Genomic DNA, 24730 nt, shown 5'->3' on the forward strand with positions numbered 1-24730 from the left:
GTACCCTGTCGCACCACTCGGGAGGTCTGATGCGGTCAGAACGTACAGATGTGCAGGTCAGGGCTGGGGTCGCAGCCGATCTGGGCGCGCTCACGGAGCTGTACAACCACTACGTGCGTGAGACGCCCATCACGTTCGACACCATCGTCTTCACGCCGGAGCAACGTCGCCCGTGGCTGCTCTCCCACCCTGAAGACGGACCGCACCGCCTGATGGTTGCCACGGACGCGGATTCACAGGCGATTCTGGGTTACGCCACATCCAGCGCTTTTCGCGCGAAGCCCGCCTACGCGACCTCCGTGGAGGTGACGGTCTACGTCGCCCCCGACGCCGCACGCCGGGGCGTCGGCACGCTCCTCTACGAAGCGCTCTTCTCGGCGCTCGCCGCCGAGGACCTGCACCGGGCGTACGCCGGCATCGCTCTGCCCAACGAAGCGTCCGTGCGCCTGCACGAACGCTTCGGGTTCCGGCACGTCGGCACCTATCGGGAGGTCGGCCGCAAGTTCGGCCGCTACTGGGACGTCGCCTGGTACGAGAAGGAACTCACCCGCTAGGACGCACCCGAACGCCCGGACCGGGACCGTCGGGCTGTCGGGCCGTCGGGCGTAAGGGACGGCCGGCCGTCGGACGAGCGTGGCCTTCGGACGATCGGGCGACCGGACCGTCGGACCACCGGACGGTCGGGCCGTCGGCCGCTCAGTCGAACTGCACCGACCGCTTCGCCATCCCCAGCCAGAATCCGTCGATCACGGACCGCTGCCCGCCGAGCCCTCCGACGGCGTCCGCCGCTCCCATGGTCACGAAGAGCGGGGCGAAATGCTCGGTGCGCGGGTGGGCGAGACGGCCCGCCGGGGACTTGCGCTCGAAGTCGAGCAGCGCGTCCACGTCACCGGCCTCCAGCGCGCGGTGCCCCCAGTCGTCGAACTCGCTCGACCAGGCGGGCACTCCCCCGCCGGTGTGCCGCAGGGCCGCGAGGTTGTGGGTGAAGAAGCCGGAACCGACGATCAGCACCCCCTCGTCACGCAGCGGCGCCAGCTTCCGCCCGATCTCGAACAGCCGGACCGGGTCGAGCGTCGGCATGGAGATCTGGAGCACCGGGATGTCGGCCTCGGGGAACATCTCCTTGAGGGGGACGTACGCGCCGTGGTCGAGTCCGCGGTCCGGGATGTCCTGCACCGGCGTGCCGGGCGCGCGCAGCAGCTTCCGTACGGACTCGGCGAGCTCCGGAGCGCCGGGGGCCGCGTACGTCACCTGGTAGTAGTGCTCGGGGAAGCCCCAGAAGTCGTAGACGAGAGGGACCGTCTCGATCGCGCCGAGTGCGAGCGGGGCCTCCTCCCAGTGCGCGGAGACCATGAGGATCGCCTTGGGGCGGGGCAGGTCGGCGGACCAGGCCGCGAGCTGGCCGGGCCAGACCGGGTCGTCGGCGAGCGGCGGGGCACCGTGACTGAGGTAGAGGGCGGGCATGCGCTCCGGCGCGGGGCGCTCCTCGGTGGCGGCGGACATGGCTGCTCCCTCCAGAGGGTTCCATCGTACGGCGGCAGTGCTTGATCTTTGAAGCACTTTGCTTAAAGTCTCAAGTTTCAGGGTCGAGACTACGACGAGTTTGTTTAAGTTTCAAGGAGGGGCTCGTACAGTGGGGTACATGAACACGGCACCCGCTCCCGCTGAAGAGCCGCGCTGGCTCACCGACGAGGAACAGCGCATCTGGCGTGCGTACATGCACGCCACGACCCTCCTGGAGGACCACCTCGACCGTCAGCTCCAGCGTGATGCGGGCATGCCGCACATCTACTACAGCCTGCTCGTGCAGCTCGGGGAGGCACCGCGGCGCCGGCTGCGGATGACGGAGCTGGCCATGAACGCGAAGATCACCCGCTCGCGGCTCTCGCACGCCGTCGCGCGGCTGGAGAAGAACGGCTGGGTGCGCCGCGAGGACTGCCCGTCCGACAAGCGGGGCCAGTTCGCGGTGCTGACCGACGAGGGCTACGAGGTGCTGCGGCGCACCGCGCCGGGCCATGTCGCCGCCGTACGCCAGGCACTGTTCGACCGGCTCGGGCCGGACCAGCGGAAGGCCTTCGGCGAGGCCATGCGGATCATCGCCGAGGGGCTCCAGCCGAAGGACGCGGGGGCGGATCTGCCCTGGCTGCGTTAGGAGCGGGCGGTCAGGCGGCCGCGGTGGCGGGGCCCTGCCGCCGAGTCCGGCCGGGGCGATGCACCGCTGCCGCCGAGTCCGGCCGGGCAGCGGACCGCCTGGACAGCAGACCTCCCGAACACGAGTCCGCCTGGACACGGGACTCCCGGACACAAGTCCGCCGCCCGGACACGGGACCGCCCCGGTTCCGTATGGCGTGGAACCGGGGCAGTCTCCGGAGTCGTACGGACGAGGCGTCCCCATCCCCGTCCGTACGCGGAGCACCGTCGTACGGACCGCGGAGGTAGCGGACCGCCGGCTACGGAAGCACCGGGCCGTGGGCTACGGAAGTACCGGAGTACGGGGCGGTCGCGGGGTCAGTGCGCGACGACCGGCACCTTCAGCTCGTCCTCGGCGCCTTCGCCCGTGCCCGAGCCGACGACCGCGGAGGCGTCCGGACGGCCGGTGTTGATCAGGGTGAAGGCGATTCCGGCGGCGACCACGAGGATGCCGACGGCGAACCAGATCGCGTTGCTGTAGCCGTGGACCATGCCCTCGGCCTGGACGAGCTGCTGCTGCGCCTTGGTGCCGGCGCCCGCCATGTGGTCCTTGATGTAGACGGTGGTCGCGGAGGCGGCGATCGTGTTCAGCAGGGCCGTGCCGATCGCACCGCCGACCTGCTGCGAGGTGTTCACCATCGCCGAGGCGACACCGGCGTCACGCGGCTCGATGCCGTGCGTGGCCAGCGACATGGCGGGCATGAACGCCGTACCCATGCCGAGGCCGAGCAGCAGCATCGCCGGCATCACCAGGGTGACGTACGACGAACCGATCTCCAGCTGCGCCAGGAGCAGCATGCCGAGCGCGGCGACCAGGAAGCCGGGGCCCATCAGCAGCCGCGGCGCGACCCGGGTCATCAGACGGGCGCCGATCTGCGTGGAGCCCGTGATCATGCCCACGATCATCGGCAGGAAGGCGAAGCCGGTCGAGATCGGCGAGTAGCCCTTCACGATCTGCAGGTAGTAGGTGAGGAAGAGGAAGGTGCCGAACATCGCGATGATCGCGAGACCGAGCGAGAGGTAGACGCCGCCGCGGTTGCGCTCGAGGATGACACGCAGGGGCAGCAGCGGGGCCTTGACCTTGGACTCGGTGAAGACGAACGCGGCCAGCAGCAGGGCGGAGGCCACGAACAGGCCGACCGTCATGGAGTCGCCCCAGCCGTCGGACTCGGCGCGGGTGAAGCCGTAGACGAGGGAGACCAGACCGAGGGTGGACAGGACGACACCCGGGATGTCGAGCGGCGAACGGTTGCGGCCGCCCTTCGGCTCGCGGATGACGAAGTACGCGCCCGCGGCCGCGACGATCGCGAACGGGATGTTGACGAAGAAGGTCCAGCGCCAGTTCATGTACTCGGTGAGGACACCGCCGAGGATGAAGCCGACGGCGCCACCGCCACCGGCGATCGCACCGTAGATGCCGAAGGCCTTGGCGCGCTCCTTGGCGTCGGTGAACATCACGGCGAGCAGCGAGAGCGCCGCGGGCGCCAGCAGGGCGCCGAACACACCCTGAAGGGCGCGGGCGCCGAACATCATCGCGCCGCTCTGTGCCGCGCCGCCGAGGGCGGAGGCCAGGGCGAAGCCGACCAGGCCCACGACGAACGCCCGCTTGCGTCCCCACAGGTCGGCGATGCGGCCGCCGAACAGGAGCAGACCACCGAAGGCGAGGGCATAGGCCGTGACGACCCACTGGCGGTTGCCGTCCGAAATACCCAGGTCCTGCTGGGCCGAAGGCAGGGCGATATTCACGATCGTGGCGTCGAGCACCACCATCAGCTGGGCCAGCGCGATGAAGACGAGCGCTTTCCAGCGGTTGCTGTGCGCGTCGGACTCCAGGTCCGGAATCGCTTTGGACGTGCCTGTTTCAGACATGGGGGTACCCACTCCGGGACTTCGTAGCGAAAAATGCAGTGAAAGGGGACGGCTCGTCGACGGTGACGGCCGGGAACGCCTCGGCTCGGCTCGGCGCGGCTCGGCGCGGCTCGTCCCAGATGACGAGTGCACCTCGCGCGTGACGCGTACGGGCCGTACGAGGTGTACGGGCTGTACAGGCGATGAGTTGTGCGTTATCGAGTAAGAGTTCGGGTTACGAGTTCTGACTGTCGCCGGGCGCCGGGCTCATCGGTCGCCGATCGACCGATCACTTCGGCTGCCGCTCCGGCACCGGTCACACTCGTCGCAGTTCCTCCAGGTTGGCGGCCACTCCGGGCAGTTCGGAGCGGGCCGGAGCCCGCATACCGTCCAGGAACAGCTGCAGATGACGGTGCACGAAGCGGTCGATGCCCTGGCACGCGGTGCCCGGCAGCGGCCTGGTGAGCTGACTGACGGCGATCATCACATCGCCCAGCTCGACGTCGGGGCGCAGCTGTCCGGCCTCACGCGCGCGGGCCATCAGCTGCTGCAGCAGATCGGTGATCCGGTCGCGCGCGGCGACCAGGTCGGGATGGTTCTGGTCGAACCTCTCGGAGAGCATCGGGCACAGGGCACCGATCCGCTCGTCCGCGGCGAAGTGCACGAAGCCGCTCAGTGCCTCGAACGCGTCGCCGTCCGCGGCGAGCGCCTCCTCGACCCACTCCGAGGTGCGGTCCATGACCGAGCACACGACCTCGCGGGCGAGGGCGTCGCGGTCGGGGAAGTTGCGGTACACCGTGGCGTTGCCGACACCGGCCCGTCGCGCGATCTCGTCGAACGGCACCTCGGCGCCGAACTCGACGAACATCTCGCGGGCGGCGGCGACGATCCGCTCCCGGTTGCGCAGGGCGTCGGCACGGGGCCGGGCCACTCGGCGCTGCACAGGGGTCGCGGTCTCCACGGCGTCCTCCTCGAAGCTTCTCGGAACGTGTATGCGATCCGGGGATTCCGTCCCCGTTTCGCTCGGACGTATGACTAAACGGGGAAACGATCCCCGGTTATTTCCCGGACCGGGAAGAGAATGATGTGACCTACGTCACACATTTTCCCTCCCTTCGCCACCTCCCGCAGATGAACCCGATCGGGCCCATCCAGCGCGCGCCCGGCGAGTCGGCGACTCAGGGTGATCGAAAGGGTGCAGTCGGAGACCGGTGGCTGCCGTGGAGCGAAGGGCCCCTGCATGCTGCCGTCCAGCCGCCGCATACGCCCGCGCCGTGTGGCCGCGCTGGCCACGGTGACCGTTCTGACGCTGGCGGTCAGCACCTCCGCGGGCACCGGACATCTGACGGCCGGCTCCGCCACGGCGGGCTCCGCGGCGCTGGCCCGCTCCACGGCGCTCGGCCCCTGCCTGATCAACGGCCCGACGGACGTCCAGATGGGGGAAGGGATTCCGACCGCACCCGGATACGCCCGCTCCACCGGCACCCTGCGGGCTCTGACGCTGATGGTCGACTTCTCCGACGCGCCCGGCAAGGGCAGCGCCCTCGAGCGGTACGACGAGTTCTTCCCGAAGACGCAGGAATGGTTCCGCACCGCCTCCTACGGCCGCCTCGACTACCGGCCCAAGGCCCCCGTCCGGCACTGGCTGCGCATGCCCAAGCCCTTCAAGGCGTACGGGATAGAACGCGGCGCGCCTTTCGACCCCGGGTACCGCGAACTGGTCCAGGACATCGTGGCCACGGCCGATCCCGAGGTCGACTTCCGGTCGTACGACATCCTGAACGTGCTGGTCACACCGAATGCCGGGCCCTCCGCGCTGGACACCGTGCTGTCCGTGACCTTCGCCGGCAACACCGAGGCGCCGGTGGCCGACGGCGTCCCGGTCGCCAACGCGTCCTTCGTCTACAGCCGCCAGGACGACGGCTCGGGCTCCTACGCCGACACCGGCTACCGCGTACTCCCCCACGAGAACGGTCACACCTTCGGCCTGCCCGACCTCTACACCCAGGACGGCGGCGGCGCGGTCGGGCACTGGGACATCATGAGCGAGGACTGGGGGGCCGACAACGACCTGCTCGGCTGGCACAAGTGGAAGCTCGGCTGGCTCGACGCCTCCCAGGTGAGCTGCGCGGCCGCACACGGCACCAGCGAGTACACACTGACCCCGATGGCCCTGCGGGGCGGCGCCAAACTCGTCGTCATACCCGTCGGCCCCCGCAGCGGATACGTCCTCGAACTGCGCACCCGCGCGGGCAACGACTCCGCCGTCTGCCGTTCCGGCATCCTCATCTACAAGGTCGACGCGGACGTGGACACCGGGAACGGGCCCGTCACGGTGTACGACTCCCACCGCGACAGCGGCGGATGCACCCGTTCACCCAATGTGCAGGCGGAACTCTCCGACGCCCCCTTCTCCCCCGGTCAGACCTTCAAGGTCGCCAAGGCGGGACTCACCGTCCAGGTCGCGTCGGCGGACGCCGCGGGGAAGTACCGGGTGTACGTGACGCGCCGCTGAGCACGGGGCGAGCCGCCGGACCGGCGGACGGACGACCGAACGGCCGCACGGCCGAGCTCGGGGCGAACCGCCGACGACCCGGGCGGGGAAGCCCGAGACAGCCGGACAGCCGGACTGAGGCCCGAGGTACAGCCGGACGGAGGCCCGGAGCCCAGCCGGACGGAGGCCCGAAGCGCCGTCGGACGGAGGGGGCGCGCTCGGCAGACCGGCGCCCGTACCCGGAAGCGGCCCACCTTGCCCACCTGCTTCATCGGGCGGGCAAGCACTACCGTGGCTCTTCTGAGATCCGCCACCGGTGACTCGTCCGAGATCCGCCGCACAGTGACTCTTCTGAGAGCCCCACCGGAGAGCCCATGCCGTCAAGCCCCAGGTCATCAAGCTCCAGTCCATCAAGTTCCAGGCCATCAGGCTCCAGGCCATCGAGCCCCACGTCGCCGTCCCCTGTCACGCCGGCGAACCGCGCGTCGGCCGGGACGGGCAACGGTTCCGCGGTGTCCGGCTCCGGTACCGCCGCCGGGGCCGAAGTGCCGGACGAGGCGGTCACGCCGCTCATCCGCGGGCTCGCCGTACTGCGCAGGCTGACCGAGGCGGACGGTTCGGCCAGTCTGAGCGGACTCGAACGGGCCACCGGGCTCGCGCGGTCCACCGTCGACCGGATCACCGCGACCCTGGCACGCATGGGCTACCTGCGCCTGGACGGCCGGGATGCCGTACTCGCCCCCCGCCTGACGGAGCTCGGCAACGCCTATCTCGCCGCCCTCCGGCTTCCCCGTGTCCTGGACGCGTACGCCGACGCGCTCGCCGACGAACTCGACGAGTCGGTGTCCATCGCCGTCTGCGACCGGGACGGCATCCGCTTCATCCATCAGACGACCCGGCGCCGCGCGATGTCCCTGAGGTTCCGCATCGGCGACCTGCTCCCCGCCGAACGCACCGCACCGGGACCGCTGTTCGCGACCGAGTGGGGCGAGGAGGAGTGGACACGCTGGCGGGAGCGCCGCGCGGCCGATCCGGAGGACCGCGGCTTCCCGGCCGTGCCCGCACGGAGCAGGCCGTACGAGGGCAGGACGGACACCTCCGCTCTGCCTGCCTCCCAACGCCCCACCCTCGGCGACGACTTCGAGCAACGGACGGCAGAAGCGGCCAGGTCCGGCTGGGCGTTGGACGACCAGCTCATCGAACCGGGCCTTGTCGCGCTCTCGATGCCCGTACGGGAGGCGGGGCGGATCGCCTGCGTGGTGAACGTGGTGAGCCATACGAGCCGGCACAGCGCCACCGGACTGCGGGACGCGCTGCTGCCGTGCCTGCGGACGGCCGTGGCCGAGATGGAACGGGCACTGGCACGCGACGACGAACCGACGCCGGAGCGAAAGCCCGAGCTCACGCAGAGCGACGACGCACCGACCGGAACGGGTGACGCAGGCGGCGCAGGCGGCACAATCGGCACAATCGGCGCCGGAAGCCCCGGAACCGCGGGAATTCCGGGAACCGCGGGTAGCCCCGGAAGCGCACGGAGCACGGAACCCTCGGGAAGCACGGAACCCTCGGGGAAGGCCACCACCCCCTCCGGGCTCGCCGACTGGACCGGCGCCTCCAAGCAGGAACTGGGGCGGGAGTTCATCGAGTCGCTGGCGCGGGGCCTGACCGTGATCACGGCCTTCGGCGAGGGACGCGGCGAACTGACCCTCACCGCGGTGGCCCAGGCGACAGGACTCGCCCGCGCGACCGCGCGCCGCGCCCTGATCACGCTGGAACACCTCGGATACGTCACCACGCACGACCGCGTCTTCCGCCTCACCCCGCGCGTCCTGGGGCTCGGCTTCCCGCCACTCTCACGGACCACGCTCCCCGAGATCGCGGCCCCGCATCTGACCGAACTCTCCCAACGGCTGCACGACTCGGTGTCGCTCGCGGTGCTGACGGGCGACGAGATCCAGTACACCGGGCACGTCTCCACCCGGGGCATCATGAGCGTCCACGTCACCGTCGGCACGCGGCTGCCCGCGTACGCCACCTCGCTGGGCCGAGCGATCCTGGCCGGTCTTCCGGAGCCCCGTGCGACGGAGATGCTGGCCGGCGCGGCCGAGGCCGTCTCCGGGCGGACCGGCACGGACCCGGAGCTGTTCAGGGCCGAACTGGACCGGGTGCGGACGGCCGGATACGCCCTGGTCGAGGCGGAGTTGGAGCGGGGGCTGCGATCCATCGCCGTCCCGGTGCGCGACCTCGCCGGACGGACCGTGGCCGCGGTGAACGTCGCCATGCACAGCAGCCGCCGCACCGCCGAGGCCTGCGTCAGCGACGTGCTGCCCGAACTCCGGGCGACAGCGACCCGCATCGAGGCGGACCTGCACATCGCGGGCCGCTTCCGCCGGGTACCGCAAAGCTGAGCGGACCACCGGTCCACCGAACTCCCCTGCCCCTCTCCGCCCTTCCCTCTTCACCCTTCCCTCATCAACCAGCCATATCTCCAAGGGAGTTGCCACCTGGCGTGAAGATGATCTGCGCGACACAGGCCCCGTTGACAGATCCAAAAGCGGGTTTCTAGCGTCGCTCACGGAAGGACAAACAGCAGCCGAACGACAAGGAGCGTCCGGGTGGTCGCGTCGTGGTGAGGCAGGAGAGGTCCGAGCGGACCAGGCGCAACCTGATCCGGGCCGCCTCGACCGTGTTCGACCGGTCCGGCTACGAACGGGCCACCCTGTCCGCGATCAGTGAACGGGCCCAGATCACCAAGGGCGCCCTGTTCTTCCACTTCGCGGCCAAGTCCGACCTGGCCCGTGCGGTCCAGGCGCAGGCCTGCACGACGTCGGGGGCCGCACTGGGGAAGCTGGCGCGGCGCGAGACGCCGGCGTTCGAAATAGCCACCGCCATGGCTCACACCGTCGTGGGCCTCATCGAAAGCGACACGATCGTTCGCGCGGGGGCACGTCTGGCCCAGGAGATCAGGACTCCCGACGACCCGTCACTCCACTGTCACGCCAACTGGCTCGGCGCCCTGCACGGGATCCTGGACCGGGCCCGGAACGACGGCTCACTCCTCCCCGACGTCGATGTCGGGGCGGCGGCCGTACTGATGCTGTCCATGATCACCGGCACAACGGCCCTGCCCCACCTCCCCGCGCGCCCCGGCACTCCCCGGCCCCCTCACCCGCGACACGCCTCGGCCCCCCACTGCGCCTCCCGCTCCCCCCAGGCGGCAGGCGACCTGTGGCTGACCCGCATGCTCCACCTGACCCGCCCGGCCCTCTCGGGCCTCCCGACCAGCTGAACGGCCCTCCAAGAGCCGCGCCTCCTCGAGCGCGGCAAGCACCGCGTAGATCTGGGTCTCGCCGACCTCCGCCGAGTAGCACCCCGCTGCCGTGCGGCAGTGGGGCGCTACTCGTCGAGGCAGTCTCGCCGTCCGCCTACGACTGCGGGCGGGTGGTCCAGATGACGCTGCGGTCTTCGCCTTCGAAGGCGGATCCGACGGGGTCTTCTCCGCCGCGCTCAGCCGTGACGTTTCGGCACAGCACGAACCCTGATCCGCTTCTGGACCGAAGGACGACCGGCAGATGGAGCTCTCTGCTGGACGGGGTGATTCCAGAGAAACCGAGAATCTCTTCAGTCTCGGTCTTGCTCGCGAAGCAGAGCTCGATCGACTTGTAATGCTGGACCAACTGCATGGCACTCACATCTTCGAAAAGAAGGTCCAGGCAAACGGTGTCCACGCTGTCGGGAACTGCCCGAAGGAGCAGCTGAGAATGCCCGATCCCATAACGCCAGACTCTGAAGGTCCGGTCGGACTTGAACATGACGGCGGAACTCACGTCATCATTTGAAGGGGTCGACATCTGCTTCACCTCTCTTGTACCAAGAGCCTCTTCGTCAGCTGCTGCAACAGCCCGCCCTCACCGGTCAGCTTGATCCCGCCAGCCTCGCACGGTCCACGAGTTGTCCGATCAACTGGTCGTCCGGGGCCCCCGGCATCCCGGCGGGCTGCACTTCCTCGATGGCCTCAACCGAGGCGATCACCGTTCCCATGCCCTGCAGTCGTTGCGGGTGCCGGGCAATGGCCGACCGACGGCGACGACGAGCCGGGGGTCGGCATCAATGACGACCTGAGGCGACCCCGTCGGCCTGGCCGCACCGCTGACGCATCTTCCTGGGACAGGTGGGGCGCGCCGTGCCCGCCCCTGCCGCCCGGTGGTCAACCTTGCCGAATGAGCTGTTCCAGTTTCTCGGTGACATGGTCCTCGCCGTAGCCGAACCGCCTGCCGAGTGCCTGGTAATGGCTGTACTGCTCCTGGGTGAGAGACGGGGACACCTCGTCGAGCAACCGCAGCAACATCCGGAATCCGAGGTCGGCATCGGTGTCGGCGACAACCTCCTCGACCGCGGCCAGCGCGCTCGCGCCGGGAATCGGTTCCCAGTGCGGGCTGATGACCGCGTTCTTCAGGAGCGGTGCAGCCTCCCGGACGGCTCGTAGCACGGCGCTCCGGAGGTCGCTCCGGTCAGCCGGTTCGACATGGCGGTACCGGGGGCGATCTCCCTCAGTCGCTCTTCTCGGCTACGCCTGGCCGACAACGCCGTCGCCCGAGCCAAGATCACCCACGCGCTCGCCGCCTGAGCCGGTGCGCACATCTCTCCGCCCTCGGATCAGGCACCACCCGCTACACTGACCGCGGTGGCTGTGCCCTCACGGGCTGCCGCCATGACCTGTCGCCAAACAAGCCTGAGCGGTCCGCCGATCCCGGCAGACTTTCAGACACGTTTCCGACAGATCCCGGCCTTCGTAGCTCAGGGGATAGAGCACCGCTCTCCTAAAGCGGGTGTCGCAGGTTCGAATCCTGCCGGGGGCACCAGGCAAAACGGCCCGGACCGATCATGGTCCGGGCCGTTTTGACGGCACCATTTGACGGCAGTCGCCACTCAGGCGGCCGGTCGACGGCGCCTGAGCAGGCGGTCCATGTGGCTGATCGCCTCCCGCTGGGTGTCCTGCACGACGTGTGTGTAGACGTCCATCGTGATGCTGATCTGGCTGTGTCCGAGGATCTCCATGATGACGCGCGGCGCGACGCCGGCCGCCGTCAGCAGCGTCGCGCAGCCGTGGCGGGCGTCGTGAAGCCGGACCACCCTCAGCCCTGCATCGGCGGCGACCCGTGTGAACGAGCGGTACACGTTGCGCGGCTCGACCGGCCGGCCGTTCCGCGTGGCGAAGACGTAGCCGCTCTCCGACCATGCGACGCCCGTGCGTGCGAACGCCTCCCGCTGCCGCAACCGGTGCCAGCGCAGCGGCGCGATGCACAGCGCGGGCATGGGCACCACGCGGCTGCGGCGGCTCTTGGGGTCGTCGTCGTACAGCGTGCCCCTGCGTCGCTGGGTCTGTTGGCGCACGTGCAGAGCGCGGTTGTCTAAGTCCAGGTCCGACCAGCGCAAGCCCACCAGCTCACCGCGACGCAGGCCCATGGTGACGGCCAGCACGAATGCGGCGTACAGCGGATCACGACGGGCCGCCTCCAAGAAGGTCAACGTCTCCTCCAGCGTCCACGGCCGAATCTCCCGCTGCTTCACACGTGGCGGTTCCACCAGGGACGCGACGTTCCGCGTGATCAGTTCCTCGCGCACAGCCGCAGTGAGTGCCGTACGCAGCACTCGGTGTGCTTCCTTGGCGGTCGCGGCCGTGTGGGTGCTCTGCATGCGGGTGATGAAGCGGCGTACGTCGGCGACGCTCAGGGTCTCCAGTCGTTTCGTGCCCAGCACGGGGGCCAGGTAGAGGCGGACGTGAGTTTCGTACTTGTCGTACGTGCTGAGTTTGCGGCGCGGTTCGATGTGCTGCTCCAACCAGTACGGCAGCCACTCGGAGAGCTTGGCGGACCGTGTTGGCGTCGGAATGCCCTGGCGGTCGCGGCGAACCAACTCCTGCCGCTTGGTGTCGCACTCTTCCCACGTGTTCCCGTACACGGTCTTGCGCTTGCGGGTGCCGTCGGGCTGAGGAACGTACACGCGTGCCTCGTAACGGCCGTCCTTGCGCTGCCAGATGCTGCCAGCGCCATTGGGGTTCCTCTTTCGCTGGGCCATCAGGCTGCGTTCTCCTCAAGTCGGTCTTGCATGTAGTGGCGTACGGCGTCGACCGGGATGCGGCGGGCACGGCCGGACGTGTAGCTCGGGAGCTGCTTGGAGCGGATCAGGTCGTAGACCTTGCTGCGGCTAAGCCGCAGAGCGGTCATGACCTCCGGGACAGTGAGGGCTTGGGGACCGCTCGCGACTACGGTCAGCACGTTGAGACCTCCGGGAGAGGGCGGAGCCTGCGAATGGGTCGGGTTTCAGTGCTTCTCAGTAGCCCGCGTGTGTCCGAGGTGTGGATTTCTGCGTCATTGCGTCGGCAGCGTCATTCGGGGCTCTGACCTGCGGTTTTGCTTGACGCAGCAGCTAGGGCGTGCGTCATCGCAGCGTCATGGGGTGCGTCATCGGATGACGCAGATGACGCAGATGACGCAGGATGACGCAGAGCAAGCCGTCTGCGTCATACCTGTTTCCGCAGCTCAGGTGCCGTTTCCCGGCCCGTCTGACACACATGACGCAGCGTCTTCCCTCTTAGGACAAAGAAGGGGCTGCCTGTAGTACCTCGGTGCGCCTCACAGAGCGAAGAAGGAGCCGCTGCGCGGCGCGACCTTGGGGCGGCGTTCCGCCGAACAGCAAGAGGAGCACGTGCTCCTCTTGCTGTTCGCTTGAGCGCGCGGGCCGCAGGTCAGAACGCCCGCGCTTGCTCATGCGGGGCTCGCGGGAGCGTGCGGATCATTTCGAGGTAGCGGCCGGAACTCGTGCGACCCGAGTCGACAAGGACGCCCCGGGCGGCGAGCGTCGGCTGGAGGCGCTTGAGTCGGTCGGAGAGGACTTTGCCGGTGGTCGGCCACCCCTTGGGCAGGGAACGGCAATCCTCGCCGCTGTAGAGGCGGCTGAGGCAGGAAAGCCACTCGGTGGACGTCATCCGCTGCGCCGTGCCCGGCTCGATGGTGTCGGCATGCCGGAGGACGGTCTGCGCGAGGAGGTCACCCTCGATCACGTCGTCGTTCAGGTCGTCCAGACTCGCCCGGTACGCGGGGAGCGCCCCGAGCCCGGTCGCGGCGTCGAACTGCGCGCACAGGTGGGCGAAGTCAGCCATCCGCAGATCGGTCGGGGTGTCCGCCTCGGCCGCGCGGACCTTGACCGTGAGGTCCAGGAGCGAGCCGAGGACGACCGGCAGAACTTCCGCGTAGTCCGTCCACAGCTCCGCCTCGGTGCGCCGGACCTTGGGCCGCTCCAACCGCAGCGGCAGGAGCCGGTCCGCGAGGTCGGGCCGGATGACACCGACGTCGATACCGGTCAGCAGTAGAGGCCGGCGGTAGCCGACGCGGAACACGTCTCCGTCGGTGAACAGGGCTCGCTTGACGCTCTCGGCGCCGGTCACGATGCAGCACATCGCGTCCGATAGGTCCGGCGTCACGTGGGAGAGGTTGTCCAGCGCGGTGACCCATCCCGCCGCCACCGCCGCGATCAGGCTCTCCTCGTCCTTCGGCGCCCGCCGCAGATCGCCGCTCATTCCCTCGATGATCCGCACGAGCATCCGGCCGCCGGTGGACTTGCCCGCTCCCTGTGGCCCGGTGAGGAACGGCGCGGGGACCGGTACGGACGGACCGAGGCAGCCGATCAGCCAGGCGATGGCCAGGCATTCGGTTTCCGCGTTGGCGAAGTTGCACAGCCGCATCAGAAGGTCGATGCCCTTGCCGTCGGTGTCCTTGACCGGCAACGGGAGTTCGCCGGTGAGCTGGGTCCGTCGCCAGCAGACTTCCCGCGGGTCGGGGGTGAGGATGTCCCAGCCGGTGGGGTGGATGCGGACGGACTTCCCGTCATCGCGGCCCAGGTCCAGCCATGTCGCCCCGTCGAATCCCGGGGCCACGCGGATGTGCACGGGCTGGACGTTCTCGGTCAGCGCGAGTGCTTCGATCAGGTCCAACGCCTCCTTGATTGCGGACCCGTTGAAGACGCCGATGCCGTCCTTGAACAGTCCGACCATGAGTTCCTGCCGGTGGCTGCCCGTGGTGCCCTGGGAGCGGATCGGACGGGCCACGGGGTGCCCGTTCTTCTGCGCGTACACGGTCCCGTCGGCCGTGCGGAAGTACCGGAAGTGCTCTTGCGCGTAGTCCGCGATGACCTCGCGGGCGGGAGTCTTGTCGTCCTCAGCCATGGCTCAGTCCCAACGTGGTCAGGGCGTTGGTCCACGCGTCAGTGCAGTGCCGGGGCGATTCGCCCTTGGCCTGCGCTGCGGTGAACAGCCGCGCGGTGTGCGCCTCGGTCAGGCAGCCGCACCGGCCGTGCGTGGACAGCACGGCCAGGAACGTCCGGTAGACGGTGGCGTGCACCGCATCCCGGGCCTCCGTGATGCGCTGCTCTGCCATGGCGATCCCACGGTCCAGATAGGTGGGCGTGCGGTGAGGGCATTCCCCGCCCATCGCGGGCACCGTGACGGGCACCGGTCGAACCGTGGTGGGTTCCTTCACGATCAGCGCTTGGACGGCGTCCGGCAAGGCCGTGATGGTGCCAGTGCCGGGACCGAGCCAGCGCGCGTACTGCATGGACGACTTGATGTCCGCGCCGGGCCGTACGGCGTTGGCGGACTGCATGGCCCCCCGGTAAAGCCAGTGCTCACCCCGAGTCGTCGGCACGATCCGGGTGGCGGGCAGACTCGCACGGGCCCATGCGATGGCTTCCGCGTTGTCGAGGTCCACGACCGTGAGGCCGGCGCCGCCGGGGTGATAAGCCACGCCCGCCGCTTCCCGCCACGCCCGCACCCACGTCGGTGCGTTGACGACGTTCGGGTCGGTGGCGGCGGCGGCCCAACCGTGGCACGGTCGCGGGCAGATGCAGGGGCCGGGAGTTTTCATGTTCGGCCGACCGCCACAGATGTTCTTGGCGCAGGCCGGACAGTTCCCGAACGGCACCTTGCCCTCGCGCAGCGGCAGCGTGGGCACGCCTTGGGCCGCGAGGCTGAGCGCGGTGCGCAGATGCGTACTCATGCCGCCACCCCCAGGGCCGGGGCGAGGGAGGCGAGGACGGCGCGTCCGATGTGTTCGGCGTAGGCGGGCGGGATGCACTCGCGGATGCCGTCCCGGTTCATCCACGGCACCCCGAGCACGTCGCGGGCGGCCTGGACTCCGGAGAAGTTGCCGACGAACTGCCCGTAGTGACCGGGCGGGACGGGTCGGCCCAGCTTCGCCTGCGGAACCGTGTGCACGGCATGGTCAGGCTGGGTGAGGGTGAAGCCGCCGCCGGTCTCGAAGAAGCGGTGGCGGTAGTTGTCCAGCCCGAACATCCGGCCGCAGAGCATCACCGGGGCGTTCAGTTTGGGGACGGCGCCGCCCACGTTCTCGATCACCCACGGGCGCCCGATAGCCTCCAGCGCTGCACGGGTGGGCGCGATGAGGTCGGGGTGGTCGTTGCCCTGGATCCGCTGACAGTCACTGTCGAACTGGCACGGCGGGGAGGCGTGGATGAAGTCGAATTCCGCGCCGTGGGCGAGGACGTAGGCGATGGCGTCGCCCTGGATGAACGGGAACGGGTAGCGGGGCTGCGGGTCCTTGTCGACGCCCGTCAGGTCGAACCCGGCGTCCGCGTAGCCCTTGCCCGCGCCGCCCTGGCAGCAGAACAGATCCAGTAAGCGGGGCCGTCGGCCGCGCACTCGTCGGATGTCGGTCGGTTGCGTCATGCTGGATGTCTCCAGTTCGTTGAGACCGTGCTGGATTGCAAGGGCGGCCCCGTTCTTTGGCGAGATGCGGGGGCCGCCCTTGGCGTAGCTAGCTGTAGAAGCGGTTGCGTTTGATCACGGCTTTGTGGATGTTGACCGTGCTGCCCTTGCCGCCACTGATGGCGGGGGTGCGCAGGGCGAGGACGATGACGGCGATCCACACGAGCGCTCCGCCGCTGATTCCGGCGGCGGCGCTGACGATCTCGCCCACGCCGTAGCCGATGCCGGCCGCGAGAGCACCGCCCCCGAGTCCGGCGCCCATGAAGCGCTGCGCGACGGGGTCCAGGAGCGGGAGCGGGGTCAGGTCGCGCGGCTCGGGCGCGAGGACCGGGGCGGGGGCGAGGTGCTTGGGCATGGGAACCATGCGCCCGTACGCGTCGGGCACCCACACCACAGGCTGACGCTCGCCGTACGGGTCCAGGGCCATCGACGGGCCCGGGTCGTAGGGGCTCAGGGGCTGCGGCTGATGGACGGTCACGGCCCGCTCCGCGGGCAGATAGGCGGACGGTTCGGGGTACATACGGAATCCCTTCCGGTGTTCGGTCAGGGAGGCGGAGGCACACCCTTGCGGGATGGCTGTGGAGGGGGTTTTCGGGGTCTGACCTGGGGTGCCTCCCTGACTCCCTGAGCGATCATTTGTGCAGCTCAGGGCCAGGGAGGTGGGTCAGGGAGGCGTTCAGGGAGTTCTCCCTGCCTCCCTGACCCGTCCGGGGTCGGCTCCCTGTCATCCGTCGGCGGAAGCGGAACCGTCCGCGTCGCGGTTGGCGAGCGCTTGGGCGACGCGGTCGCGGCTGACGACCATGACGCCGTCGGACTTGTAGGGCTCCGCGCCAGCGTCGTCCAGGACGCGCTTGAGGTCCAGGAACGACCAGCCGCCGTATGCCTGCTCGTTCAGCGTGGCGAGCCGCTTGAGGACGTCCTTGGTGCGGACCCGGGGCGCGTCGCCGAGGGCGGCGAGGATGTCGGCGAGCGGGTCGCGGTCCTCGCCCCGCTCGATGACGGTCAGGGTGGTGACCCCGTCGCGCAGTGCCTTGGCACGGTCGGCGATCGCGTGTGCTTCCTCGGTGCTGATGTAGTGCGTTCGGACCGTGATGGACGACTGCCCGGCCGGGGCCTGGATGCCGTCGGACGCGACGACCAGGGTTCCCTTGTCGAGTCCGGGGCGCAGCAGGTGCGGGGCGGCGCCGCCGTTCACGGCCTTGTCGCCGAGTGCCATGCGGGACTGGGACTCGGTGCCGAGTGCGAGGGAGGCGCGGGTGTGGGCTCCCTCGCGGACCAGCTTGGGAAGGTTCTGGTCGGTCGGGTCCTGCGTGCCCTGCCAGAGCAGCACGTTGACCGCGCGGCCCTGGTTGTGAATCTTGCGGGCGGCCATGAAGTAGCGGGAGTTGGACGACGATCCGCCGTAGGGGCGCTTGTCCTCGTCCTTGAGCGGGCACATGAACGCGACCTGAGCCTCGTCCACGTTCACGATCAGGGCGGGGAACTGCGTTCCGGGCGGAGCCATCAGACGCCGGTTCATCTCCTCCACCGCGTCTTCCAGCATCATCGTGACCTGGATGACGTGGTCGTCGGTCGGGCCCTGGATGAAGCGGGTGGCGAGCCCTTCGAACATGGCCCAGTCGCCCACGCCCTTGAGGTCACCGACCCAGAACTCCACCGACCGGTCCAGTGCGACCCACAGGGCCAGCGCTCGCAGTGCGGCGGTCTTGCCCTGGTTGGACAGACCCGTGATCAGAAGGTGCCGCTGGTAGACGGACAGGGCCGCCGCGTCGCCCCGCAGGTCCTCGCCCCAGGGGGCGCGGCCCTTGGCGTAGTCGGCGGTCATGGTCTCGTCGGTGACCAGCGGCGACGGGCCGATCGGCTCGTCCAGCGCCCCCGAGTCGGCGACCCACAGGCGGACCGTGCGGGCGGCCTGCGGGATGGTGATGAACACCTCGTGCTCGTGCCGGGTCAGGTTCTCCGCGAGCTTCCGCCGGCGGTTCTGCACCTCGATCGTGGACACCCCGGACGGCAACGTCACGTCGACCTCGACGCCGCATCCGGCGATCCGGATCGGACCGAGCATCGACGCGCCCGCGTCCCCCATGTCCTTAATCGCGTTGCGCAGCGCAGGCACGCCCAGGTCGCGCAGGGCCTTGATCACGATCGACGGCGTGATGGGCTCACCCTCGCTGTCGCGGACATTCGCCGGGAGCGCCCACGCGGGCGCGGCCTGCTGCCTGCTGCCCACCGCCCATAAGGCCAGCAGGGCCAGGAACGGGCCGATCGCGAGGGCAGGGCCCCACACCACCTGCACGATGGTGATGATCAGGTTGATGAACTCGATCGTGGCCATCAACGGGGTGACGACCTGCGTGACGTCCTTCGTCGCGACGGCCATCACGATCCCGAGGGCGACCAGCGACCCGACGCCCATGCCCGCGCTCACGGCTACGCCCTTGGCGGCGTCCACGGGCGAGTGGAGGAGGTCCATGCGGCGGCGGTGGCGGGCCTCGCGGAAGTGCTGCCCGCGCTCCTCCCACTCCGCCGCCACCTCGTGGTTCCCGGCGGCTTCGGCCGCCCGGAACATCCGCTCGTAGCGGGAGGCGGTCCGCCCGTCCCACGTCCGCTTCGCCGCGATCCTCGCCCCGCCAGCGACGTACAGGGTGTGGCGGGCGATGGCGCGGGCGGTCGTCCTGGTGGTCTCGTGCGTGACGGCGGTGCGGATGGCGCGGCCGGAGCGGACCCACAGCGGGACGGGCGGCGCGGGTGCCGGTTCGGGGACCACGGTCAGCGTGGTCACGTTGGCGGGCTCGGGGTTGGTGTCTTTGTGCAGGTGAACGACGTTGTCGCTCATGGTTGGTGGCGCTCCTGACTGCCCCGTGTCCGGGGTGAGAGGGAAGGGAGAAAGTGCAGTGCGGGCGGGTGGTCACCACCAGCCGGACGACTTCTTCGCGGCCTTGGCGCGGGCGGTCTCGGTGACGATGCGCTGCCGCTCGATCTGCAACGCGGTGATCTCCGCGATCAGCCGCGTCTCGGCCGAGGTGGAGACGGAGTCGATCCGGTTGTCGGCGCGGCCGGTGCTCTTGCCGCGCATGACCCGGTAGGAGCCGCCGGCGAGCGCGGCGAGCATCTGGCGCCGCTCCGAACCGGTCAGCGGCCACAGCTCGCCCTTGCGAACGGCGTCGAGCTTTCGGTTCGTCTCGCGGATCGCCCGGTCCAGGCGGCGAGTGTCGGGCTTGCCCATGGTCAGACCGCCTTTCCGGCGTTGGGGGCGAGGATCAGGTGGATGTCGGCGAGCTGGACGGTCGATCCCTGCGAGCGCAGCCACGCGGCGACTTCGCGGGTGACGCGGTCGGAGCAGTAAGCGATCGGGACCGTCACGGTTCCGTGGGCGAACGCGGGGCCTTGGCCGGGCATGCTCACGTGCGCGTGCCACGCGTATTCGATGCTGCCCGGGGCAGCGTTGGCGCTGGTCACAGCGGAACTCCAAGGTGTGGAGGGATGGTTCAGGCGGCGCGCTGGTCGTCGGGGTAGGCGCAGGGCACGCAGGCCCCGAGCGAGGGCGGGATGACGTATCCGGCATCGCGGCGGCACTGCGGGCAGATGCGGCGGGCGGTGTTGGCCTTGGCCAGCGCCGCCCGCTTCCCGGCCGTCATCGGTCGCACCGGCCGGGCGAGGTCGATCCGGTAGAGGTAGGCGACCAGCGGCCCGCGGCGGCGGCGCGGCCGTTCGAGCTGAGCAGCCACGGCCTGGCCGCCGGGGCGCAGGCCGCGGGCCCTGAGTTGGCGGCGGGTGGCGTAGCCGTCCGGGGCGAGGCGCCACCGGAACACCGGCAGCGCACCCATCACGCCACGCGCTTCCACGCCGCGCGGAGGCGAACCTCGGAGGCGGAGTGACCGGCCGCCCGGAAGCGGGAGGACATCTCGCGGTAGGACAGGGCCGGCGTCTCGCTGTTGCGGATCTCATCGACCAGAGCGTCAAGCTCAGCGTCGGTGAGAGCGGGCGCCAGCGTGAAGACGGAGACGGGCTCCGTGGGTCCCCAGACGGGCAGTGCCCAGCGGGGTGCGACGTCCGGTGTGACGCGGTGCGTCACGCTGGTCAGCGCCCGTCCGGTGTCCTCGCCCTCCCGTGCCGTTTCCAGGGTCGACCAGGCCCGGGAGAGGATCTGTGCGGTCTTGGCCTGGACTCGGGCGACGCGGGCGCCAGCCTGCGTCACGGCCGTCAACCGGGTCTCCTCCGTGGTGGCTTCGGCCCGAAGTCGGGCGCGGGCCACGGCCGCCTCGTCGCGCGCTTCCTGCTGGATGCCCCTGATCGCTCCCAGCGCGTTCGGCGTGAGCGCCGTTCGCTCCCACAGCCCGTGCACCAGCCACAGAGCTTTGGCGGCGATCGGGAGCCAGGCCACGGCAAGCCACGCGCCGGTGGACTCCTCGGCGGTGAGTGCGTGCGCTACGAGGACACCGGCCGCGATGAGTCCGAAGGTCCAACCGATCCCGGTGACAGCGCGGTTGTGGTCACCCTGAGCGGCGAGGCGGCGATCGTAGGCGAGGGTGGCGAGCCATCCCCCGTCGATGCCGAGACCTACGACCAGGGCGACCGGCCACGGCATCGCCGATCCCAGCCACATCATGACTACGGCCAGAGTCAGCACCATGGACACGGCCGTCATCGCGACGGCGGGAAGAGCGGTCTTGGCCTTCACGCCGCACCACCCGCCGTGTCGGTGGCGGCGGCGCGGTTGGCCAGCTCACGGCGGGCGATCAGCACTCGTCCGAACGCGCGGCGGGTACGCCTGCTGTCCAGCTCGTTCGGCGTGTGGTTGAGAGCGATGATCTGCGCGTCGAGCAGGTCGACGTCCGCCAGGATCGCGGGCATCTCCAGGTCGATCGCGTCCAGCTCCGCGTCCGTCGGCTCCATGAAGTCGGCGAACGCGGTAACAGCTTCCTGAACAGTGACGATGGGACTCATTGGGTCGTGTTCCTCTCACAGGGTGAACGGCCCGAACAGCGGCCCCGGTGTTACAGCACCGGGGCCGCGCGCCGTTGAAGTCGGGTTCCGGCTCCCCGCACTCCCGTCCGTACGACCAGCACGCGGAGCGTGGGCCGGACGGGCGGGAGAGGCAGCCAGCCGCAGCACAGGGCCGCGAGCCAGGAAAGTGGACCTGGGTGGTTCAGGCGCCGGCCGTGGGTCCGTCCGGCGGCGCCTGTCGATGTCGTCGACCCACGACCGACCTCCCGCAGTTCGCAGGGACACGGCTTCACCGGTCCGCCCTTGCGAGGCGGACCGGTCCCGAGCCGGGGAATCGGGCGCGTCATCGTCACTGCTCTGACGCCAGCAGGGCAGCGCGTACCAGGTGGCACCCGAGCGGTTGACCTCCCGGAAGGGAAGGGATGACCCACACGGCTGTTCCTCCAGAGCTGACACGCAGGGGGCAAGACAGGTACGCCTGCCACAAAGGTGTTGCTGCCAGCGGCCATCACCCGGACCGCAGCGGGGACGGGTGAAACCCGTCAACTCGAATCACTGTTGAGTTCTCAACCAACGGACGCTCTCTTCGTACTCCCCCTCGCGGGCTTTCCTCCGGGCGCCATAAGTGCAGGTCAAACGAGGCGTGACGGTCACTCCCCCCATCTTGCTTAGGGGGGGTTGCCGAGTTGCTTGTTAGGTACCGTAGGCAAAGTCGAGGCTGCGCGCAACCCCCTCTTGCGGTACGGTTCGTTAGCCCCCCTAGGCGAGCATTGGAGTGCCGTGCACGACGACATGAAGCGAGTCACGGAAATCGCGGAACCGGTCGACAGGGCCAAAGCTGCAATCGACCTGATGGCGACGTATCAGGGTTGGGTTTTGGAGCTGTCCCGGGTTCGGCGTGAAGCCATCGAGGAAGCCCAGGCTTCGGGCATGACTCAGGCTGAGATCGCCACGAAACTCGGGGTCAGTCGCGGGCGTGTTGGTCAGCTAGCCTCTGCCGGCCCGCCCCCCGAGCGTGCGTTCTTCGGCACGGGGCGGGTGACGGTCTCGCTTGGTGGCAAATACGAAGCCGGCAAAGGACCCGACCAGAACCCCAGCGAGGTTGTGACCAGGGAAGACCTCGACAACTTCGAGCACCTGCGCAAGCTGCTGGGTGGCATGAAGCTGGAAGCCGAGTACGAGGTGATCCCGACGACGGGAATCGTCAATCTCAACAGGGACAACCACGTCGTGGTCTGCGGCCCGCGACTGTCGCCCATCGTGGCCCAGGTGCTTGAGGGCGACGACAACCTGCGGTTTGAGAAGGATCGCGCGTGGCACCTGCTCGACCGGAAGGCAGGAAAGGAGTACCGCTCGCCCCTGGACGAGGACGGCTCGCCGGGCGACTTCGGCTATCTGGGGCGACTCCCCCGACTGGACGGGCGGGGCACGTTCCTCTACATCGCAGGCGTCCACGCCATCGGCGCGAACGGTGTCGTGCACTACCTGGAAAACAACCTCGCTGAGCTGTATAGGGAGGTTCGGACCAAGCGGTTCTCGACGCTCATCTCCTGCCGTTACGACCCTGACACGCTCACCGTGCTGGAGAGCCGCCGCGTCACGCCGTTGTACCGACATGAGGGATGAGCATGCGCGTCTGTCTGGACACTCGCCCCGGCGGAGCTAACCCGAACGAGGATTGGGTAGCTGGATCGCCAACGCTCGCTATCGTGCTGGACGGACTCAGCACGGCAGGGCTGTCCACAGGATGCCAACACGGCGTTCCCTGGTACGTGGCCCAGCTCGGGGGACACCTGCTCGCGAGTCTTGCGGACTCGCAACGTTCGCTCTCTGACGGTTTGGCCGACGCTCTTGAACGAGTGGCAGGGATGCACCCTCAATGCGACCTCAAGAATCCGGGTACGCCCTCCGCCACGGTCGCGATTCTGCGGCAGCGATCGGACGCCTTTGACCATCTGGTTCTCGCCGACTCGCCCATCGTCTTCGAAGATGCCACGGGGTACTCAATGATCACCGATCTTCGGGTGGACGAGATCTTGCCGGAGTTGAAGACCGAGACTGAGCGCCACGAGACACACACACCCGAGCACAGACAGGCGCTGCAAGCACTCGTGACAGCCCAGCGTCAGGTGCGCAACACGCCGGAGGGCTACTGGGTTGCGGCGGCTGGACAGGATGCGGCGGAACACGCTTTGACGGGTACGACGGCACTAGAGGGCCTGCGCGCGGCCGCAGTGATGTCCGACGGGGTATCGAGGCTTGTCACCGAGTACGAGATGGCGACTTGGGCCGATGCCTTTGCATCGCTGCGGCGCGGAGGACCCCGGGAGCTGATCGAGCGGGTGCGTGAAGTTGAAGCGACGGACCCGACAGGGCGCCGATGGCCTCGCTACAAGGCCGGCGATGACGCATCTGTTGCGTTCTGCCAGTGGTGACCTGACCAGGGGAAAGAGCCGCGTGCGCTGACATCAACAGCCACGTACAACGGCGGACAGTCGCGCACTCGGGTGTCGATGCAACAGCCCATCGGCGCTGCGGAATTGCTGATCCGCAGGGCGTGCCGCGAGAGGGAACGCGTCTTAGTGACTGTCCTCATCTTGCGCGGTGACTGTACGGAGCGGAGATGACGGTGCGCCTTGCGTGAGCGGTAGGTGTCCTTTGGCCCGTTGGTCTTCCCTGTTTCCCGGAGCGGGAACCTCTGTCATAATCCCCCCGTTCCTGTGAGGGCTTAGGGGTGGAGTGATGTATAGGTGTGGCTAATCTTTCTCTGGGGAGCTGCCGTTCCGTTCGGCATGGCGGTGGACGGCGAGGTAAGACCAGTTTCCTGGACAGATGGACTTGCCATGGCGTTCGGCCTTTTGGTCGTGCTGTTGGTCCTCATGTTCTTCGCTCCACGGTTCACCGGTATGTGGGCTATGGGATTCGCGGCGGGGTCGCTGGTCGCTTTGGTGATTTCCCCTATTAAGGGATACCCGATGCTGGACATCGGATTTGCGGTCCAAGCCGCTGGTGGATGGGGGCTTATGGGGCTGGCTACAGTCGTTCATGAGCGCAAGCAAGAGCATGCGCTAAGAAGTGATCCCGTAGCCATGACGCAAAGGCGGGCCATGGACGACGCCGTTGCCTCAGTCCTTGGGGGGATGCTCGTTGCCCGTGGGGAGGCTCATGCCTTGCTGTCGACTACACCGGAAATGGTGGGGGCAGGCCGGGCATTGTTTTCCAGTGATGGGGTGCTCATCTTCGAACGAGATTCGGGGAATTCCCACAAGATTGAGGGACGATTCATCAAGAGTGTGGAACCGGTGGACCATGAGGATGCTCCTCCAGGGACACTGATGATCCAGTTCAAGCCTCCAATTCTCCTCTTCGGTATCTCCATAACGCCGGCCGAGGGCGACCGTGAGAAGTGGCTAGAGATTGTACCGAAGGAGAGTTCGGCACCGTGAGTGGGCGGCGTGTCTGACATCAGC

25 protein-coding genes, 1 tRNA gene and 2 pseudogenes are annotated in these 24730 nt (G+C 68.9%); 9 read left to right on the forward strand and 19 right to left on the reverse strand.

The features are described from left to right. Window positions 1–29 precede the first annotated feature (29 nt). Complete coding sequence (locus OG410_RS18545; protein ID WP_329300204.1) at window positions 30–554, forward strand: GNAT family N-acetyltransferase; 525 nt, start codon at window positions 30–32, stop codon at window positions 552–554. Window positions 555–696: 142 nt separating this feature from the next. Here the strand turns inward: OG410_RS18545 and OG410_RS18550 are convergent, their stop codons facing one another. Next, a complete protein-coding gene (locus OG410_RS18550; RefSeq protein WP_329300205.1) occupies window positions 697–1503 on the reverse strand; it encodes a dioxygenase family protein in 807 nt (268 codons plus the stop codon). 139 nt (window positions 1504–1642) lie between these two features. Between OG410_RS18550 and OG410_RS18555 the strand changes: the two genes are divergently transcribed. Continuing rightward, a complete protein-coding gene (locus tag OG410_RS18555; protein ID WP_329300206.1) occupies window positions 1643–2152 on the forward strand; it encodes a MarR family winged helix-turn-helix transcriptional regulator in 510 nt (169 codons plus the stop codon). 356 nt (window positions 2153–2508) lie between these two features. On the opposite strand, the gene OG410_RS18560 is transcribed toward OG410_RS18555, so the two are convergent. Then, window positions 2509–4059, reverse strand: a complete 1551-nt coding sequence (locus OG410_RS18560) for an MFS transporter (RefSeq protein ID WP_329300207.1) — start codon at window positions 4057–4059, stop codon at window positions 2509–2511. A 295-nt stretch (window positions 4060–4354) separates the two neighbouring features. Beyond that, a complete protein-coding gene (locus OG410_RS18565) occupies window positions 4355–4999 on the reverse strand; it encodes a TetR/AcrR family transcriptional regulator (protein ID WP_329300208.1) in 645 nt (214 codons plus the stop codon). Window positions 5000–5278: 279 nt separating this feature from the next. On the opposite strand from OG410_RS18565, the gene OG410_RS18570 reads away from it, so the two are divergent. From OG410_RS18570 to OG410_RS18580, 3 genes are all read left to right on the forward strand, one after another. Beyond that, window positions 5279–6553: a M6 family metalloprotease domain-containing protein gene (locus tag OG410_RS18570; protein WP_329300209.1), complete on the forward strand. Its 1275-nt coding sequence runs from the start codon at window positions 5279–5281 to the stop codon at window positions 6551–6553. A 491-nt stretch (window positions 6554–7044) separates the two neighbouring features. Then, window positions 7045–8940, forward strand: a complete 1896-nt coding sequence (locus OG410_RS18575; protein ID WP_329300210.1) for an IclR family transcriptional regulator domain-containing protein — start codon at window positions 7045–7047, stop codon at window positions 8938–8940. A 221-nt stretch (window positions 8941–9161) separates the two neighbouring features. Further along, entirely contained in the window at window positions 9162–9821 is a 660-nt protein-coding gene (locus OG410_RS18580) for a ScbR family autoregulator-binding transcription factor (protein WP_329300211.1), read from the forward strand. 136 nt (window positions 9822–9957) lie between these two features. Here the strand turns inward: OG410_RS18580 and OG410_RS18585 are convergent, their stop codons facing one another. The 4 genes and pseudogenes from OG410_RS18585 to OG410_RS18590 all read right to left on the reverse strand — a co-directional run bounded on the left by OG410_RS18585 (window position 9958) and on the right by OG410_RS18590 (window position 11021). Further along, window positions 9958–10359 (reverse strand): hypothetical protein, encoded by a 402-nt coding sequence (locus OG410_RS18585; protein ID WP_329300212.1) that lies wholly within the window; start codon window positions 10357–10359, stop codon window positions 9958–9960. A 44-nt stretch (window positions 10360–10403) separates the two neighbouring features. Next, window positions 10404–10573 (reverse strand): annotated as a pseudogene (locus tag OG410_RS42605) (IS256 family transposase); the annotation flags it as partial. Next, a pseudogene (locus tag OG410_RS42610) lies at window positions 10567–10653 on the reverse strand (IS5/IS1182 family transposase); the annotation flags it as partial. The pseudogenes OG410_RS42610 and OG410_RS42605, both read right to left, overlap by 7 nt. 86 nt (window positions 10654–10739) lie before the next feature. After that, the gene (locus OG410_RS18590; RefSeq protein WP_329300213.1) at window positions 10740–11021 is read right to left on the reverse strand and encodes a hypothetical protein; all 282 of its coding nucleotides are present in this window, start codon (window positions 11019–11021) and stop codon (window positions 10740–10742) included. A gap of 297 nt (window positions 11022–11318) precedes the next feature. Here OG410_RS18590 and OG410_RS18595 point away from each other — a divergent pair. Further along, a tRNA-Arg gene (locus OG410_RS18595) sits at window positions 11319–11394 on the forward strand. Window positions 11395–11461: 67 nt separating this feature from the next. Here the strand turns inward: OG410_RS18595 and OG410_RS18600 are convergent. The 12 genes from OG410_RS18600 to OG410_RS18655 all read right to left on the reverse strand — a co-directional run bounded on the left by OG410_RS18600 (window position 11462) and on the right by OG410_RS18655 (window position 21260). After that, window positions 11462–12610, reverse strand: a complete 1149-nt coding sequence (locus OG410_RS18600; RefSeq protein WP_443063766.1) for a tyrosine-type recombinase/integrase — start codon at window positions 12608–12610, stop codon at window positions 11462–11464. Then, window positions 12610–12810: a helix-turn-helix domain-containing protein gene (locus OG410_RS18605; RefSeq protein WP_329300214.1), complete on the reverse strand. Its 201-nt coding sequence runs from the start codon at window positions 12808–12810 to the stop codon at window positions 12610–12612. Before OG410_RS18605 ends, OG410_RS18600 begins: the two co-directional genes overlap by 1 nt. Window positions 12811–13280: 470 nt before the next feature. Beyond that, window positions 13281–14756, reverse strand: a complete 1476-nt coding sequence (locus OG410_RS18610) for an ATP-binding protein (RefSeq protein ID WP_329300215.1) — start codon at window positions 14754–14756, stop codon at window positions 13281–13283. Beyond that, window positions 14749–15585 (reverse strand): bifunctional DNA primase/polymerase, encoded by an 837-nt coding sequence (locus OG410_RS18615; RefSeq protein ID WP_329300216.1) that lies wholly within the window; start codon window positions 15583–15585, stop codon window positions 14749–14751. Before OG410_RS18615 ends, OG410_RS18610 begins: the two co-directional genes overlap by 8 nt. Beyond that, complete coding sequence (locus OG410_RS18620; RefSeq protein ID WP_329300217.1) at window positions 15582–16274, reverse strand: SAM-dependent methyltransferase; 693 nt, start codon at window positions 16272–16274, stop codon at window positions 15582–15584. The genes OG410_RS18615 and OG410_RS18620 overlap by 4 nt, the downstream gene beginning before the upstream one ends. Before the next feature lie 88 nt (window positions 16275–16362). Continuing rightward, entirely contained in the window at window positions 16363–16833 is a 471-nt protein-coding gene (locus OG410_RS18625) for a hypothetical protein (protein ID WP_329300218.1), read from the reverse strand. A gap of 204 nt (window positions 16834–17037) precedes the next feature. Next, window positions 17038–19149: an ATP-binding protein gene (locus OG410_RS18630; protein ID WP_329300219.1), complete on the reverse strand. Its 2112-nt coding sequence runs from the start codon at window positions 19147–19149 to the stop codon at window positions 17038–17040. Between the two features lie 72 nt (window positions 19150–19221). Beyond that, window positions 19222–19539 carry a hypothetical protein gene (locus tag OG410_RS18635; RefSeq protein ID WP_329300220.1) on the reverse strand — a complete coding sequence of 106 codons (318 nt, stop codon included), beginning with the start codon at window positions 19537–19539 and terminating at the stop codon, window positions 19222–19224. 2 nt (window positions 19540–19541) lie between these two features. Next, window positions 19542–19772: a hypothetical protein gene (locus tag OG410_RS18640; protein ID WP_329300221.1), complete on the reverse strand. Its 231-nt coding sequence runs from the start codon at window positions 19770–19772 to the stop codon at window positions 19542–19544. 29 nt (window positions 19773–19801) lie between these two features. Beyond that, complete coding sequence (locus tag OG410_RS18645) at window positions 19802–20140, reverse strand: RRQRL motif-containing zinc-binding protein (RefSeq protein WP_329300222.1); 339 nt, start codon at window positions 20138–20140, stop codon at window positions 19802–19804. Beyond that, window positions 20140–20994: a protein spdB gene (locus OG410_RS18650; protein ID WP_329300223.1), complete on the reverse strand. Its 855-nt coding sequence runs from the start codon at window positions 20992–20994 to the stop codon at window positions 20140–20142. Before OG410_RS18650 ends, OG410_RS18645 begins: the two co-directional genes overlap by 1 nt. Next, window positions 20991–21260, reverse strand: coding sequence for a DUF6284 family protein (locus OG410_RS18655; RefSeq protein WP_329300224.1), 270 nt, complete (start codon window positions 21258–21260; stop codon window positions 20991–20993). The genes OG410_RS18650 and OG410_RS18655 overlap by 4 nt, the downstream gene beginning before the upstream one ends. A 780-nt stretch (window positions 21261–22040) precedes the next feature. On the opposite strand from OG410_RS18655, the gene OG410_RS18660 reads away from it, so the two are divergent. The 3 genes from OG410_RS18660 (at window position 22041) to OG410_RS18670 (ending at window position 24706) form a co-directional block, all read left to right on the forward strand. Continuing rightward, window positions 22041–22886: a sigma factor-like helix-turn-helix DNA-binding protein gene (locus OG410_RS18660; protein WP_329300225.1), complete on the forward strand. Its 846-nt coding sequence runs from the start codon at window positions 22041–22043 to the stop codon at window positions 22884–22886. A gap of 83 nt (window positions 22887–22969) precedes the next feature. After that, complete coding sequence (locus OG410_RS18665) at window positions 22970–23695, forward strand: hypothetical protein (protein WP_329300226.1); 726 nt, start codon at window positions 22970–22972, stop codon at window positions 23693–23695. Between the two features lie 408 nt (window positions 23696–24103). After that, entirely contained in the window at window positions 24104–24706 is a 603-nt protein-coding gene (locus OG410_RS18670; RefSeq protein WP_329300227.1) for a hypothetical protein, read from the forward strand. Window positions 24707–24730 lie beyond the last annotated feature (24 nt).

Origin of the sequence: Streptomyces sp. NBC_00659, assembly GCF_036226925.1 — a bacterium.
Lineage (GTDB): Bacteria > Actinomycetota > Actinomycetes > Streptomycetales > Streptomycetaceae > Streptomyces.